Below are 15,241 nucleotides of genomic sequence, written 5' to 3'. Positions count from 1 at the left end.
ATCGGTGGAGGCTGGGCCGTGATCGAGTGGGACACCATCCCGGAACTGGTGCGGTCGGCGGCGGAGCGGTACGCGGACGCGGAGGCCGTGGTGGACGGCCGGACGAGAATCACGTACGCCGAACTGGGCGCCCGCGTCGACCGCGCGGCGGCGGCCTGCCTGGCCTGCGGGGTTCAGGTGGGCGACCGAGTCGCGGTCTGGGCCCCCAACTCCCCGGACTGGATCGTCGCGGCCCTCGGCGCGGTGACGGCGGGCGCGGTCCTCGTCCCGCTGAACACCCGCTTCAAGGGGGCGGAGGCGGCGGACGTACTGCGCCGCAGCGGGGCCCGGTTGCTGTTCGTGACGGGAACCTTCCTGGGCACGTCGTACGTGGCCTCCCTGCGCCGGGCGGCCGGCGAGGGCGTACCGGACGGCCGGGCCCCGCTGCCGGGCCTGCCGGAACTGGAGCAGGTGGTGGTCCTGTCGGAGGACGCGCCCACGGACTTCCGCACATGGAAGGACTTCCTGGCGGGCGGGGAGAGGCTGTCGGAGGCCGACGTACGCGGCCGCACACGGAAGCTGAACGGCACATCCCTCTCGGACATCACCTACACCTCGGGTACGACGGGCCGCCCCAAGGGGGCGATGATCACGCACGGCCAGACCCTGCGCGCCTACGAGATCTGGGCGGATCTGGCGGGCCTGGACCACACGGACCGCTACCTGATCGTCAACCCCTTCTTCCACACCTTCGGCTACAAGGCCGGGGTGATCGCCTGCCTGATGCGCGGGGCGACGATGATCCCGCAGCCGGTGTTCAACGTGGACACCGTCCTGGCGAACATGGCGGCGGAACGGATCTCGGTCCTGCCGGGGCCACCGACCCTGCACCAGCAGCTGCTGGACCATCCGGCGCGCGACGCCCACGACCTCTCGGCGTTGCGGCTGGTGGTGACGGGCGCGGCCGTGGTCCCGCTCCGCCTGGTGGAGCGCCTGCGCGGCGAACTGGGCGTGGCCACGGTTCTCACGGCCTACGGTCTCTCGGAGGCGTCCGGCATCGTCACGATGTGCCGACGCGGCGACGACCCCTCGGTGATCTCCTCCACCTCCGGCCGGCCGATCCCCGGCACGCAGGTGCGCGTGACGGACCCCTGCGGGGCACCGCTGCCCCCCGGCGCGCCGGGGGAGGTACGGGTGCGGGGCTTCAACGTCATGCGGGGCTACTACGAGGACCCCGGGGCGACCGCCGAGACGATCTCCCGCGACGGCTGGCTGAGCACGGGCGACGTGGGCGTACTGGACGAGGCGGGCAACCTCCGCATCACGGACCGCCTCAAGGACATGTTCATCGTCGGCGGCTTCAACGCCTACCCGGCGGAGATAGAGCAGCTCCTCCTCACCCACCCCGACGTCACGGACGCGGCGGTCATCGGCGTACCGGACCCCCGCCTGGGCGAGGTCGGCAAGGCGTTCGTGGTACGCAGGCCGGGCTCGGTCCTCACGGGAGACGACCTGATCGCCTGGTCCCGCCGGGAGATGGCGAACTACAAGGTGCCCAGAACGGTGAACTTCACGGACGAGCTACCCCGCAACGCGAGCGGCAAGGTGGTGAAGGGCGTTCTGCGGGAGACGGGGCAGGGACGAGGGTGAGGGACGGGGCGGTGGGTGCGTAGGAACGCATCGGCCGCGGCGGCTTCCCCTCCGCGCCGCCGCGGCCGATCCCCCGTCGTGGCTCTGGCTACTTGCCGTGCAGATCCAGGGCGGGCGGAGCGGGCGCGTGGTTCTCGAGCGTGATGATCTGCTCATCGCCCGAAAGCGCGGACGTCTGGGTGTCCTGCTTCGTGATCTCGCTCAGAGCCGGCGGCACGGGAGCGTGGTTCTCCATGGTGGTGACGTCAGTCGGCTGCTTCTCGCTGCTGCTCATGATGCTTCCCCTGGGAGTGGTGTTCAGGTGAGTCAGGTGCCTCTGTCCGGCGACTCCCCCGAGTATCGCCGGACAGAGGCGCATGCCAGGAGCCCACCCCCCGTGGGCTCGGTGCGGGGCTGACATTCCCCGATGCGTCAGCCCCTGGCATTGACTGTGCCAGGCGGTCATAAACGTTCGATGAACGCCGCCGACGGCCGGATCAGGGCGCCTTCCTCGGCGTCAACAGGCAACGTACCTCGGATGCTTCCGGAGCACCCGATTGTTCCAGCAGCAGGAGAGCCTCCTGCCAGCACGCCCGTGCTCGGTCGGACTGGCCGAGAGCGTCGAGGCTCTTGCCCAGCGTGTTCAGCACGCTGCCTCGGATCAGATCGCCACCGATGAATCCGATGGCCAGGGCCTGTTCGGCGTGCTGCGCCGCCTGAGCCTCGCGCCGGGCGGTCAGGTGCAGCTGGGCGATGCGGAAGTGGGTCGTCCCCTCCCACAGCCGTTGCCTGTTGCCCCGGAACATCTCCAGGGCGTCGGTCAGCTGGACCAGGCCCTCGGAGTGGCGTCCGGCGCGGATCAACGCGACACCCAGCGCGTAGCGGCCGTTCGCCAGGCGCAGCGTCATACCGAGCTGCTGGAAGATGGTGACACCCTGCTGGGCCAGACTGACCGCTTCCGAGGGGCGGTTCATACGTTCGTAGAGTCGCGACAGATTGCACAGCGAGTTGGCCTCACCGGGCATGTTGCCGTCCGCTCGGTATCCGTCCTTCGCCGTGGTGAGGAACTTCTCCGCCTCCTCGTAGCGGCCTTGGCTGAGGGCGATGATGCCCCGGTCGGTGGAGGCCCAGCTGATCGGGGCGGCGTCTCCCGCCGCGGAGGCGAGTGCGACGGCGCAGCGAGCTTCCTCGTCCGCCTCCGAGTAGCGTCCGGCGGCGAGGTGGACGTTGGAAAGCGCCGTCCGGGCACGGCTCTCCGCTCGGACGTCGCCGTCCGCCCGCGCGGCATCCCGCAGGGCCCTCGCCGCCGTCTCGTACTGCTTGGCGTTCGCTCCTGACTCCGCCAGGTCCTTCGCGGCCCACAGGAGATCGACGGCCCGGCCGAGCCCGCTGCCGGCGGTCTGCTGCCTGGCACAGGCCAGGAGACACTGCGCCTCCGCGAAGAGCCAGTCGAGGGCTTCCGTCCGCCCCGGGAAGGACAGGCCCTTGTACGACGTCGGCGCCAAGTGGACGACCGTGCGGTCTCCGGGCCGCTCGATGGCGTAGACGGCCGCCGCCGTAGCCAGATAGAAGTCCAGCAACCGGGACATCGCCGCGCCCCGCTCACCGGGCGGCTGCTCGTCCCGTTCCGCGCAGGCGCGGGCGTAGAGCCGTACCAGATCGTGGAACCGGTACCGGCCGGGCGCCGCCGACTCCAGCAGCGACGTGTCCACCAGGGACTCCAGCAGGTCCTCCGTCTCCTCCGCGGGGAGGTCCAGGACCGCGGCTGCCGCGGCCAGGGACATGTCGGGGCCGTCGGCCAGGCCCAGCAGGCGGAAGGCCCGGGCCTGGGACGGCTCCAGTTGGCCGTAGCCCAGTTCGAAGGTCGCCTTCACCGCCAGGTCCCCGGCCTGGAGTTCGTCCAGCCGGCGCCGCTCGTCGGCGAGCTTCACCGCCAGCACCGACACCGTCCAGGTGCGCCGGGCCGCCAGGCGGGACGCGGCGATGCGGATCGCCAGGGGGAGGAAGCCGCAGGCCGCGACGACGTCCAGGGCCGCCTCCCGTTCCGACGCCACCCGCTCCTCGCCCACGATCTTCGTGAACAGGGCGAGGGCCTCCTCCGGGGACATGACGTCCAGGTCGACCAGATGCGCCCCGGCCAGGTCGAGCATGCGCACCCGGGAGGTGACCAGGGCCGCGCAGCCCTCCGTGCCGGGCAGCAGCGGGCGTACCTGGGCCGCGTCCTTCGCGTTGTCCAGCAGGACCAGGACCCGGCGGCCGTCCAGGACCGAGCGGTACAGGGCCGCCCGCTCCTCCAGGGAGTCGGGGATCGCCGAGTCCGCCGTGCCCAGAGCGCGCAGGAACGAGCCCAGCACCGTCTCCGGTTCCGCCGGGCGCGGGCCCGTGCCCTGGAGGTCCACGTACAGCTGGCCGTCGGGGAACGCGGGGCGGGCCCGGTGGGCCACGTGGACCGCCAGGGTCGTCTTGCCCACGCCGCCGATCCCGGCCAGTGCCGACACCGCCATCACCCGGCCCTCCGCCTCGGACGCGGAGGACAGCACGTCGCTCAGCTCGGCCACGAAGGAGGAGCGGCCGGTGAAGTCCGGTACGGAGGCGGGGAGCTGCGCCGGGCGGACGGGGGCGATCGCCGGCTCCGCCACCGGTGCCGAGGGTTCCGCCAGGGCCGGGTCCGCCTGGAGGATGCGCTGCTGGAGTTCGCGGAGGCCCGGCCGGGGATCGACCCCCAGCTCCTCGGCCAGCAGACGGCGGGTGTCGGCGTACACCGCCAGTGCCTCCGCCTGCCGGCCGCTGCGGTACAGCGCCAGCATCAGGAGTTCGCGCAGCCGCTCCCGCAGCGGATGTGCCGCCGTCAGGGCCGTCAGTTCCGAGACCGCCTGCGCGTGGCAGCCCTGTTCCAGGTCCAGGTCGAGACGGGACTCCAGGAGGCCGAGGCGCCATTCCTCCAGGCGGGCCCGCTGGCCCTCGGCGTACGGGCCGGGGACGCCGGCCAGGGGCTCCCCGTCCCAGAGGGCGAGGGCCTCGTTGAGCAGCGAACGGGCCCGGCTCAGGTCGCCGGTGCCCCGCGCCTTCTCCGCGTCCGCCGCCAGGTCCTGCGCGACCGCCAGGTCCAGCGCGCCCTCACCCGGCGAGCGCACCGCGTAGCCACCGGACTCGCTGACCAGGACTCCGGAGTCGAGGATCTTCCGGAGCCGGGACGCGTACGTGCGGACCGCCGCCAGCGCCTGGGGCGGCGGCTCGGACCCCCACAGCGCGTCGATCAGCTCCGCCGCCGTGGCCGTACGGCCCTCCCGCAGCAGCAGGGCGGCCAGCAGGGCGCGCTGCTGGGGGGAGCCCGTGCTGAGCGTCTCCTCGCCGCGCCAGGCCCGTACCGGACCGAGCACGCCGAAGCGCAGCGGGCCGGACTCCGCGGTGGCCCCGGAGCCGGCACGCCGCTGCTCGGGTACTCGCGGCCCACCGTCCATGCGTTCGTCCCCCTCGGCATCACGAACAACCCCGTCAGTTTGCCTTGTTCGGGGCGGTTGCGTCAGCCGTGCGAGACGCCGATCACAGGGCGGGAGCCGTGGTCCACAAGGCTCTCACACGGTCTTCGCATCCCGGTTGCCCGTCAGCGGAGCTGACGGACCGTCAGATCGGCGCTACCGTGAACGGCATGGAGACCACACAGTTCCCGCGGATCATCTCCGTCGACGACCACACCGTTGAGCCCGCCGGGGTGTGGCAGGACCGGCTGCCGACGAAGTACCGGGACGTCGGGCCCCGGATCGTGCGCGCGCCGGTGCAGGAGATGACCTTCCTCGGCGGGCGGTTCAGGCCCGTCATGGGCGACCCGGGCGGCACGGACGGCCCGCTCGGCGACTGGTGGGTGTACGGGGACCTGCGCCGGCCGCTCACCCGCCTCGACACGGCCGTCGGCTGCGCCAGGGACGAGGTGAAGCTCGAAGTCATCACCTACGAGCAGATGCGGCCCGGGTCGTACGACGTGTCCGCCCGGCTCGCCGACATGGACGTCAACCACGTCCAGTCGGCCCTGTGCTTCCCGACCTTCCCCCGCTTCTGCGGGCAGACCTTCACCGAGGCCGCCGACAAGGACCTCGCCCTGCTCTGTGTCCGTGCCTACAACGACTGGATGGTCGAGGAGTGGTGCGGGCCCGAGGCGCACGGGCGGCTCATACCGCTCACCCTCATACCCCTGTGGGACGCCGAGCTCGCGGCGGCGGAGGTCCGGCGGAACGCCGCGCGAGGCGTCCGGGCCGTCGCCTTCTCCGAGATACCCCCGCACCTCGGGCTGCCGTCCGTGCACACCGACGACTGGGACCCCTTCCTCGCGGCCTGCCACGAGACCGGGACGGTCGTCGCCATGCACATCGGCTCCAGCAGCCGGATGCCCTCCACCTCCGCCGACGCCCCACCCGCCGTCGGCTCCACCATCACCTTCGCCAACTGCTGCTTCTCGATGGTCGACTGGCTGATGAGCGGCAAGTTCGAGCGCTTCCCGAACCTGAGGGTCATGTACGCGGAGGGGCAGATCGGGTGGATCCCGTACATCCTCGAGCGCGCGGACGTGGTGTGGGAGGAGAACCGCGGATGGGGCGGGGTCGCCGACAAGGTGAGCCGGCCACCGTCGGAACTGTTCGCCGGACACGTCTACGGCTGCTTCTTCGACGACGCCTTCGGGCTCAGGAACCTGGACGCCATCGGTGTCGGCAACGTCCTGTACGAGACCGACTACCCGCACTCCGACTCCACCTGGCCCAAGTCCCGCGAGGTCGGCGAGGCACAGATGGGGCACCTGCCGGCCGACGTGGTCGAGCGGATCGTCCGCGGCAACGCCATCGACCTGCTGGGGCTCACACCGCAAGGGCTGTGGCGGTGAGCTCCCTGGCGTACGGCATCCAGCTGCCCGTCCAGTCCCAGAGCACCCTCTACACCGAGCCGTGGGAGGCCGGGGCGGGGCCGGAGGACCTGGTCGCCGTCGCCAGGGCGGCGGACGCCGCGGGGTTCGCGTACCTCGCCTGCTGCGATCACATCGCCGTCCCGCGCCGCCTCGCCGCGGCCATGAGCACGGTCTGGTACGACCCCGTGGCCACCCTGGCCCACCTCGCCGCCGTCACCGGGCGGATACGGCTGCTCAGTCACGTGGCCGTCGTCGGGCTGCGCCATCCCCTGCTGACCGCCAAGCAGTACGCCACCGTCGACCACCTCTCCGGCGGGCGGCTGATCCTCGGGGTCGGGGCCGGGCACGTCCGGGAGGAGTTCGAGGCGCTCCGCGTGGACTTCGAGCGGCGCGGGGCCGTCCTCGACGAAGTGATCGACGCGCTGCGGGCCGCCCTCGGGCCCGAGGAGTTCCCCGAGCACCACGGGAAGCACTACGACTTCGCCGGGCTCGGCCAGCGGCCCCGTCCCGCCCAGCCGCACGTCCCCGTGTGGGTCGGCGGGTCCTCGCCCGCCGCCGTCCGCCGGGCCGCGCTGAAGGGCGAGGGCTGGCTGCCGCAGGGAGATCCCCGGGACCGGCTGGCGGAGAAGATCACCCGGATCCGGCGGCTGCGCGCGGAGGCCGGGCTCGACGGGCCGTACACCGTCGGCGCCATCGCCGAGCCGCTGTACGTCGGCCGGCCCGGCTGGGACGTCGGGCGGCGCACGGTCGCCGGGGCGCCGGAGGAGGTCGCCGAGTCGCTGCGCGCGTACCGGGCGCTGGGCGTGGACCAGATCCAGGTGCGGTTCCGCAGCCGGAGCCGGGCCGAACTGATCGACCAGATCGGTGTGTTCGGGGTGGAGGTCGCGCCCCGGCTGGACTGAGGAGGCGGTATGGGCAAGCTGGACGGGCGGGTCGTCGTCGTCACCGGGGCGGCGCGCGGGCAGGGCGAGCAGGAGGCGCGGCTGTTCCGGGCGGAGGGCGCACGGGTCGTCGTCGCCGATGTGCTGGACGACCAGGGGGAGGCGCTCGCGAAGGAGATCGGCGCCCTGTACGTCCATCTGGACGTGGGCACCGAGGACGGTTGGCGGGAGGCCGTCGGGATCGTCAAGGAGGCGTACGGGCGCATCGACGGGCTGGTCAACAACGCGGGCATCCTGCGCTTCAACTCCCTGGTGGACACCCCGCTGGACGAGTTCATGCGGGTCGTGCAGGTCAACCAGGTCGGCTGTTTCCTGGGCATGAGGACCGTCGCGCCGGAGCTGACGGACGGCGGCACGATCGTGAACACCGCCTCCTACACGGCGCTGACCGGCATGGCGGCCGTCGGGACGTACGCCGCCACCAAGCACGCGGTGCTCGGGCTGACCCGGGTGGCCGCGCTGGAGCTGGCGGGCCGCGGGATCCGGGTCAACGCCATCTGTCCGGGCGCCATCGACACCGCGATGTCGAACCCGGCCCGGCTGGACCCGGACGCCGACCCGGAGGAGATGGGCCGGGCCCTGGACGAGCTGTACCGCAAGCTCGTGCCGCTCGGCCGGGTCGGACAGCCGGAGGAGGTGGCGAGGCTCGCCCTCTTCCTCACCTCGGACGACTCCTCGTACATCACCGGGCAGCCGTTCGTGATCGACGGCGGGTGGCTGGCCGGGGTCAGCATTATCTGACGGACCGTCAGCTATTGACGGCCGCGATGGCCGGTGCCACAGTCGGCCGACAACTAGAACTGACGGATCGTCAGAAAAACTTGGGGACGGTGAACCGCCGTGGAATTCGGGCTCTTCGTACAGGGATACGTGGGAAAGCGTGCCGAGACCGACCCGCTGGCCGAGCACAAGGCGCTGATGGAGGAGACCGAGTACGTCATCCAGGCGGACGCGTCCGGCTTCAAGTACGCCTGGGCCTCCGAGCACCACTTCCTGGAGGAGTACTCGCACCTGTCCGCCAACGACGTCTTCCTCGGCTACCTCGCCCACGCGACCGGGCGGATCCACCTGGGTTCCGGGATCTTCAACCCGCTGGCCCAGGTCAACCACCCGGTGAAGGTGGCCGAGAAGGTCGCCATGCTGGACCACCTCAGCGAGGGGCGCTTCGAGTTCGGCAGCGGGCGCGGCGCCGGGTCGCACGAGATCCTCGGCTTCCTGCCCGGCATCACCGACATGAACCACACGAAGGAGATCTGGGAGGAGACGATCGCCGAGTTCCCGAAGATGTGGCTCCAGGACGAGTACGCCGGCTTCCAGGGCAAGCACTGGCAGCTGCCGCCCCGAAAGGTCCTGCCGAAGCCGTACGGGAAGTCGCATCCGGCGATGTGGTACGCGGCCGGGTCCCCCCCGTCCTACGCCATGGCCGCGAAGAAGGGGCTCGGCGTGCTCGGGTTCAGCGTCCAGAAGGTCTCCGACATGGAGTGGGTGCTGGAGCAGTACAAGACGGCGGTCGTGAACGCCGAGCCGGTGGGGGACTTCGTCAACGACAACGTGATGGTCACGACCACGGCCATCTGCGCGCCGACGCACGCCGAGGCCATCGACATCGCCGTGCACGGCGGGCTGCACTACCTGCCCTCGCTGGTCTTCCGGTACCACGACACCTTCCCGCGGCCCGAGGGCTTCCCGGTGTGGCCGGAGACGCTGCCCGAGTACACCCCGGAGTTCGTGGAGCTGCTGATCGAGGAGGAGCTGCTGATCTGCGGGGACCCGGACGAGGTGCTGCGGCAGTGCAAGCGGTGGGAGCAGGCCGGGGCGGACCAGCTGAGCTTCGGGCTGCCGGTGGGGGTCCCGAAGGAGCAGACCCTGCAGACCATCCGGCTCATCGGCGAGCACGTGATTCCGAAGATCGACACGGATCCGGTGCACCGGACCTCGCGGTTCCGGGCGGCTGTGTGAGCGCCGCCCGCTGGTGCGGGCGCGTGGTGGTCCCTCGCGCCCGCGCGGCTCAGCCGCGGGGCGGCACCGCCCGCGCCCCGTCACGTCGGACCTCTCGCCGGAGTTGAGAAGGGGGCCTCATGCTCGATCACCTCATCAAGGGCGCCACCGTCGTCGACGGCACGGGCGCACCCTCCCGCACCGCCGACGTCGGCATACGGGACGGCCGCATCGCCGCCATCGGGAAGATCACCGAAGCCGCTCGCGCCACCGAGGACGCGCACGGTCTCGTCCTCACCCCCGGCTTCGTCGACCCCCACACCCACTACGACGCCCAGCTCTTCTGGGACCCGTACGCCACCCCCTCCCTCAACCACGGGGTGACGACCGTCGCCGCCGGCAACTGCGGCTTCACCCTCGCGCCCCTCAACCCCGAGCGGCCCGAGGACGCCGACTACACCCGGCGGATGATGTCCAAGGTGGAGGGGATGTCCCTGGTGTCCCTGGAACAGGGGGCGCCCTGGAGCTGGAGCGGCTTCGGGGAGTACCTGGACGCCCTCGAAGGACGGATCGCCGTCAACGCGGGCTTCATGGTGGGGCACTGCGCGCTGCGGCGGTATGTGATGGGCCCCGGGGCCGTCGGCGGACAGCCCACCGAGGAGCAGCTCGCGGGCATGCTCCGGCTGCTGCACGAGGCCATGGACGCCGGTGCCTGGGGGCTGTCCACCACCCAGTCCCGTACGCACTCCGACGGAGACGGCCGGCCGGTCGCCTCCCGGCACGCGCGGCCGGCGGAGCTGGTGGCGCTGGCGCGGGCCGTCGGGGAGCACGAGGGGACACAGCTGGAGGCGATCGTCGCCGGCTGCCTCGACCAGTTCAGCGACGACGAGATCGATCTGCTGGTGGAGCTGAGCGCCGCCGCCGGGCGGCCGCTGAACTGGAACGTGCTCACCGTCGACGCGGCCGTACCGGAGCGGGTGCCCCGGCAGCTGAGCGCGAGCGAGCGGGCCCGTAAGGCCGGTGGCAGGGTCGTGGCGCTCACCATGCCGATCCTCACCCCGATGAACATGTCCCTGGGGACGTTCTGCGCCCTCAACCTGATACCGGGGTGGGGGCCGGTCCTCGGGCTGCCCGTGCCCGAGCGCATCGCCCGGCTGAGCGATCCGGCCGTCCGCCGGGAGATGCTGCGGCAGGCCCGGTCGAAGGAGGCCGGGGTGTTCCGGCGGCTCGCGGACTTCGGGCGGTACGTCGTCGGGGACACCTACAGCGAGGCCAACCGGGGACTCACCGGCCGGGTGGTGCGGGACATCGCCGCCGAGCGCGGACAGGACCCCTTCGCCTGCCTGGTGGAAATCTGCACGAACGACGAGCTGCGTACCGTGCTGTGGCCCATGCCGAGCGACAACGACCCGGCCTCCTGGGCGCTGCGCGCCGAGACCTGGCAGCACGAGGACGTCCTGCTCGGCGGCTCGGACGCGGGCGCCCACCTGGACCGGATGTGCGGGGCGCCGTACACCACCCGGTTCCTCGGGGACTGTCTGCGCGGCCGGCAGCTGGTCGGTCTGGAGCGGGCGGTGCGGATGCTGACCGACGATCCGGCCCGGCTCTTCGGGCTGCGGGAGCGGGGCCGGGTGACCGAGGGCTGGCATGCCGACCTGGTGCTGTTCGACCCGGAGCGGATCGACGCCGGCCGGGCCCGTCTGGTGCACGACCTGCCGGGGGACAGCCCGCGGCTGGACTCGCGGGCGATCGGGGTGCGGGCCGTGTGGGTCAACGGTGTGGCGGCGATCCGCGACGACGTGGTGACCGGGGCCGTGCCGGGCCGGGTGCTGCGGTCCGGGCGGGACACGCGGACGGTGAGCACGCGGTGAGCGAGGGGCAGCCGCTGTTCGTCGGCGGGGAGTGGGTGGCGCCGGAAGGGGGGTACTACCCGGTGACCGACCCGGCCACCGAGGAGACCGTCGGCTGGGCGCCGCAGGCCACGCCGGAACAGGCGCGGGCGGCCTGCGCGGCGGCCCGGGAGGCGTTCGGGGCCTGGTCGCGGACCGGGCCCGGGGAGCGGGCGGCGCTGCTGGGCCGGGCCGCCGGGATCATCCGGAACCGGCTGCCGCCGTACGCCGAACTGGCCCGGGCCGAGACCGGGGCGACCACCGGGACCGCCCGCGCGATGCAGGTCGGGGTGGCCGCCGCCCGCTTCCGCCGGTACGCGAGCGTGGAACCCGCCGAATGGGCCGTCGCCCCCCAGATCAACGAGGCCGGACCCATGGGCGGGGCCGGGGTGATCGGGGCGCTCGCGGTACGGCAGCCCGTCGGGGTCGTCACCTGTATCACCTCGTACAACAACCCGTGGGCCAACCCGGCCGGAAAGATCGCCCCGGCGCTGGCCATGGGCAACACGGTGGTGGTGAAACCCGCCCCGCAGGATCCGCTGTCCGTGTACCGGATGGCCGAGGCGCTGGCGGACGCCGGGGTGCCGCCCGGCGTGGTGAACGTCGTCTCCGGACGGGACGTCTCGGTGGGCGAGGCGGTGGTGGCGTCCGACGACGTCGACATGGTCAGCTTCACCGGGTCCACGGCCGTGGGACGGCGCATCGCCGAGGTGTGCGGGCGGGACATGAAACGCCAGCTGATGGAGCTGGGCGGGAAGGGCGCCGCGCTCGTCTTCGACGACGCGGACCTCGCCTCGGCCGTCGCCGGCATCGGCACCACCTTCTCCTTCTACAGCGGGCAGATCTGCACGGCACCGACACGGGTGCTGGCCCAGCGCGGGGTGTACGAACGACTGGTCGAACGACTCGGCGCGTACGCGGAGCGGCTGACGGTAGGAGACCCGCGGTCCGCGGACACCGTCGTGGGGCCGGTGATCTCGGCGGAGCACCGGGCACGAGTGGAGTCGTACGTCGAACTCGGGCGGAAGGAGGGAGCGGTCCTGGTGGCGGGCGGCGAACGGCCGTCGCTGGAACGGGGGTTCTACGTCGCGCCGACACTTCTCGCCGGGTGCACCAACGACATGCGGGTGGCGCGGGAGGAGATCTTCGGGCCGGTGGTGGTGGTGATCCCGTTCGACGACGAGGACGAAGGGGTGGCCCTCGCCAACGACTCCGACTACGGCCTCATCGACTACGTGTGGTCCGGTGACGTGGCCCGGGCCTTCCGGGTGGCGCGGCGGCTGCGGGCGGGGGGTGTGGGCATCAACACCGTCGCCCGCAACATGGAGGCCCCGTTCGGCGGCTTCAAGAACAGCGGGGTCGGCCGGGACGTCGGCGTGTACGCCCTGCACGCGTACAGCGAGGTGCAGGCCCTCGTGTGGCCGGGCTGACGGCCCGGGCTCGGCGGACGCCGGCGGCCCGCCGAGCCCGGCCCTCAGTCCACCAGGTCGACCCGTACCGTCAGCAGGTCCGTGCCGAACGCCCGTACCGCCGCGCTGTTGAAGCGGGGCAGGGCGCGCAGCCGGGCCACGGGGTCGTCCTCGGGCAGGAGATGGGCGGTGCCGTGGTGCCAGCGGCCGGCGAGGCGGACCCGGACCGCGGGTTCGGCCTGGATGTTGCGCACGTACTGCGACGTGAGGCCGAACTCGGAGACCAGCCAGAACGAGTTCCCGACCAGGCGCCCGCCGACCGGGGTCTGCCGGGCCAGTCCGGACTTCCGGCCAGTGGTCTCCAGCAGGGTCTGGAACGGCAGGCGCCGGTTGAGCGGGTTGGCGACGTGGCGCTGGAAGAGGGTGACGAGGCGGTGCTTGCGGCCTGCGCGGGCTGACATGTCCTCGGGTTCTCCTGCTCTCTCGGGGCCCCACGGACCTTCCCCGCGCACCGGCGGAGCGGGACGCGTGGCGGGCGTGGCGGCCCCGTGCACGGCGTGCGATGCGTCGACGGCCCGGCGGCCGCCGTGTGTCAGCCTCCCTCGCGGCCATGATCCAGCACAATGGGGAAGCCTGACGGGCGCGTCTTCGGACGGCTGCACGGTCAGGTCCCGGATGTCCGGGCAGGCGAAGGAGTTGGACCGGGCGGGACACGGAGCCGGCGCGATCGACCCCGCCCGCTGCCCCACCCCGGACGCGCCGGGGGACGCCAACGGACCGCGACCGCGCCGGAGGCCGAGAGCCGCGCCGCCCGCCGGCTGGACGCGGTCGCCGGTATCGTCGCGCTGCGCCGGGCCACCCGCCGGGAGACGGGCAGCCCGGACAGCGTGCGGCAGGCAGGCGCCGCACAACCCGGCTGCGGCCGCCGTCAGCGGCGTCCGAGGAAGATCGGGTTGGTGAACGCGGCCAGCGCCCCCGGCAGCGGTCCCGCCGCCGTCTCGTGCCGGAGTTCGGCGCGGACGTATGCCGCGTACGCCGGGGTCGTGCGCCACTCCACCACCCCCGAGCCGGACACCGGCAGCGGGTCGCTGGTGAACAGAACGCCCTGGTCGGTGACGAGACGGACCGAGCAGCGCGGGGCGCCGGTGGCCTCCAGACGGACCGTCACCGGGGTGTCGAGCGGCACGGCCAGCCGCTCGCCGATCCCCGCGTGTTCGCCCCGGCCGCCGGACGCGGTGAAGGCCAGCGAGACGTTCTTCGACTCGGCGACGTAACTGCGCCCCGCCCTGATGCCCTCCTGGATCGCCTCCCGGGTCAGGTCGTCGGCGAGGACCACCGTCTGCGGCGAGCCGACCGGGTCGGGGTCCCGGTGCGCGTCGCTGTTGCCCATCGCCGGGATCCAGGCCCGGCCGTCCCGCACGGACGCCACCAGCATGTTGTCCCAGTCGGCCAGCGCCACCTCGTCGTCGGGCGTGTAGGGGCCGTTCCACACCTCGATGGCGTCCGCCTCGCCGAAGCCGAACTTCCAGCCGCAACCGACGCAGGTGGCGTGCGGGTGGGCGGGCACGACCAGGCCGCCGGACCTGCGGATCCGGCGGGCGAACCGGCCGAAGCGGTTGTCGCGGGCCCGGTAGCGCCAGTCGACGAAGGTGCCGGGGTCCGTGCCGAGCGCCACGACGTGCCCGTTGCGGGTGGTGATTTCCTCGCCCAGCATCACCAGCAGGTCGTCGCCCGCGGTGTCCGCCCAGTGGGGGTGCGCGGAATGCGTGTTGTGGTCGGAGCTGTTGATGAAGTCCAGGCCGGCGGCGCGGGCGAGCGCGGCGATCTCGGCGGGGGTGCGGCGGCCGTCGGAGTGCCAGGAGTGCAGGTGGCAGTCACCGCGGTACCAGGCCCGGCCGCGGCCCTTGGCCCGCTGCGGGGGGTACGCGGGGTCGGGGACCGGGGCCTGCTCGCCGTAGGAGAGAGTGATCGTGAGCTCGTACGCCAGTCCCTGCGGGGCGACGGTGTAGGGCCCGAGGGCGATCTGCCAGGTGCCCGGGTTGATCGTCCCGGGGAGGTAGCCGGGGGTGGCGTCGTCGGCCCGGACGTAGAGCTCCGTCCGGGCCCCGCCGGACCACCCGCGGAAGCCGCTTCCGCCCAGCTCGGTCCCCCGCTCGTCGAAGAGGCCGATGTCCAGGGCGTTGCCGGGGGTGCCGGAGGGAACGGCCGGGCGGTCGTAGGTGTAGGAGGCTCTGATCTCCCTGGTCCCTTCGGGTACTTCGACCGGGACGTAGACGAAGTCGGGCGAGCCGGGCGGCAGGGTGCCGCGTACCGTACGGGTCTCGTCGTCGCGCATGTCGTCCGCCCCTCTCGCGAAGGTCACGCTTCTCAACGTAAGCGCGGCCGCGGTGCCCGTCACGATCAGTGCACGTCTTCCGAGCCTTGCGTCGTCATCGCACATGCCGGTGAGCGTTCCCCACGGGTGTGAACTCGTGTGGAAGGAAAGGAAATCGGCGGGTATCGAGCCCTGGGAAGGCGGACTTCGTGCGGTCGCGGCCGGAGGGCCGGCGCGAGGCGGTACGC

11 protein-coding genes are annotated in these 15,241 nt (G+C 72.5%); 7 read left to right on the top strand and 4 right to left on the bottom strand.

From position 1 onward, the window contains the following. Positions 1–21: 21 nt before the first annotated feature. A complete protein-coding gene (locus tag ACIGYR_RS31085; protein WP_399606376.1) occupies positions 22–1,629 on the top strand; it encodes a FadD3 family acyl-CoA ligase in 1,608 nt (535 codons plus the stop codon). An 88-nt stretch (positions 1,630–1,717) separates the two neighbouring features. On the opposite strand, the gene ACIGYR_RS31080 is transcribed toward ACIGYR_RS31085, so the two are convergent. Both ACIGYR_RS31080 and ACIGYR_RS31075 read right to left on the bottom strand, forming a co-directional pair. Continuing rightward, positions 1,718–1,903, bottom strand: a complete 186-nt coding sequence (locus ACIGYR_RS31080; RefSeq protein WP_391846770.1) for a hypothetical protein — start codon at positions 1,901–1,903, stop codon at positions 1,718–1,720. A 202-nt stretch (positions 1,904–2,105) separates the two neighbouring features. Beyond that, positions 2,106–5,069 carry an AfsR/SARP family transcriptional regulator gene (locus ACIGYR_RS31075; protein WP_399606257.1) on the bottom strand — a complete coding sequence of 988 codons (2,964 nt, stop codon included), beginning with the start codon at positions 5,067–5,069 and terminating at the stop codon, positions 2,106–2,108. Positions 5,070–5,248: 179 nt separating this feature from the next. On the opposite strand from ACIGYR_RS31075, the gene ACIGYR_RS31070 reads away from it, so the two are divergent. From ACIGYR_RS31070 to ACIGYR_RS31045, 6 genes are all read left to right on the top strand, one after another. After that, on the top strand, positions 5,249–6,481 hold the full coding sequence (locus tag ACIGYR_RS31070; protein ID WP_399606260.1) for an amidohydrolase family protein: 1,233 nt from the start codon (positions 5,249–5,251) through the stop codon (positions 6,479–6,481). 5 nt (positions 6,482–6,486) lie between these two features. Further along, complete coding sequence (locus ACIGYR_RS31065; RefSeq protein WP_399606379.1) at positions 6,487–7,404, top strand: TIGR03619 family F420-dependent LLM class oxidoreductase; 918 nt, start codon at positions 6,487–6,489, stop codon at positions 7,402–7,404. A gap of 9 nt (positions 7,405–7,413) precedes the next feature. After that, on the top strand, positions 7,414–8,184 hold the full coding sequence (locus ACIGYR_RS31060) for an SDR family NAD(P)-dependent oxidoreductase (RefSeq protein ID WP_391846776.1): 771 nt from the start codon (positions 7,414–7,416) through the stop codon (positions 8,182–8,184). A 99-nt stretch (positions 8,185–8,283) separates the two neighbouring features. After that, positions 8,284–9,402 carry an LLM class flavin-dependent oxidoreductase gene (locus ACIGYR_RS31055; RefSeq protein WP_391846778.1) on the top strand — a complete coding sequence of 373 codons (1,119 nt, stop codon included), beginning with the start codon at positions 8,284–8,286 and terminating at the stop codon, positions 9,400–9,402. 119 nt (positions 9,403–9,521) lie between these two features. Continuing rightward, positions 9,522–11,252, top strand: coding sequence for an amidohydrolase family protein (locus tag ACIGYR_RS31050; RefSeq protein WP_399606263.1), 1,731 nt, complete (start codon positions 9,522–9,524; stop codon positions 11,250–11,252). Beyond that, entirely contained in the window at positions 11,249–12,700 is a 1,452-nt protein-coding gene (locus tag ACIGYR_RS31045; RefSeq protein ID WP_399606266.1) for an aldehyde dehydrogenase family protein, read from the top strand. The genes ACIGYR_RS31050 and ACIGYR_RS31045 overlap by 4 nt, the downstream gene beginning before the upstream one ends. A 44-nt stretch (positions 12,701–12,744) precedes the next feature. On the opposite strand, the gene ACIGYR_RS31040 is transcribed toward ACIGYR_RS31045, so the two are convergent. Both ACIGYR_RS31040 and ACIGYR_RS31035 read right to left on the bottom strand, forming a co-directional pair. Then, a complete protein-coding gene (locus ACIGYR_RS31040; RefSeq protein WP_399606270.1) occupies positions 12,745–13,140 on the bottom strand; it encodes a nitroreductase/quinone reductase family protein in 396 nt (131 codons plus the stop codon). Between the two features lie 467 nt (positions 13,141–13,607). Then, positions 13,608–15,119, bottom strand: coding sequence for a CehA/McbA family metallohydrolase (locus tag ACIGYR_RS31035; protein ID WP_399606272.1), 1,512 nt, complete (start codon positions 15,117–15,119; stop codon positions 13,608–13,610). Between the last annotated feature and the right edge of the window lie 122 nt (positions 15,120–15,241).

The organism is Streptomyces sp. NPDC053076 (genome assembly GCF_044546845.1).
Classification (GTDB): Bacteria; Actinomycetota; Actinomycetes; order Streptomycetales; family Streptomycetaceae; genus Streptomyces.
This window is presented reverse-complemented; position numbering and strand designations above follow the sequence as displayed.

What these genes read in the sequence shown, in the direction of transcription:
- ACIGYR_RS31080 (WP_391846770.1), bottom strand. Translation starts at nt 1,903, where the DNA reads ATGAGCAGCAGCGAGAAGCAGCCGACTGACGTCACCACCATGGAGAAC.
- ACIGYR_RS31075 (WP_399606257.1), bottom strand. Translation starts at nt 5,069, where the DNA reads ATGGACGGTGGGCCGCGAGTACCCGAGCAGCGGCGTGCCGGCTCCGGG.
- ACIGYR_RS31060 (WP_391846776.1), top strand. Translation starts at nt 7,414, where the DNA reads ATGGGCAAGCTGGACGGGCGGGTCGTCGTCGTCACCGGGGCGGCGCGC.
- ACIGYR_RS31050 (WP_399606263.1), top strand. Translation starts at nt 9,522, where the DNA reads ATGCTCGATCACCTCATCAAGGGCGCCACCGTCGTCGACGGCACGGGC.
- ACIGYR_RS31040 (WP_399606270.1), bottom strand. Translation starts at nt 13,140, where the DNA reads ATGTCAGCCCGCGCAGGCCGCAAGCACCGCCTCGTCACCCTCTTCCAG.
- ACIGYR_RS31035 (WP_399606272.1), bottom strand. Translation starts at nt 15,119, where the DNA reads ATGTGCGATGACGACGCAAGGCTCGGAAGACGTGCACTGATCGTGACG.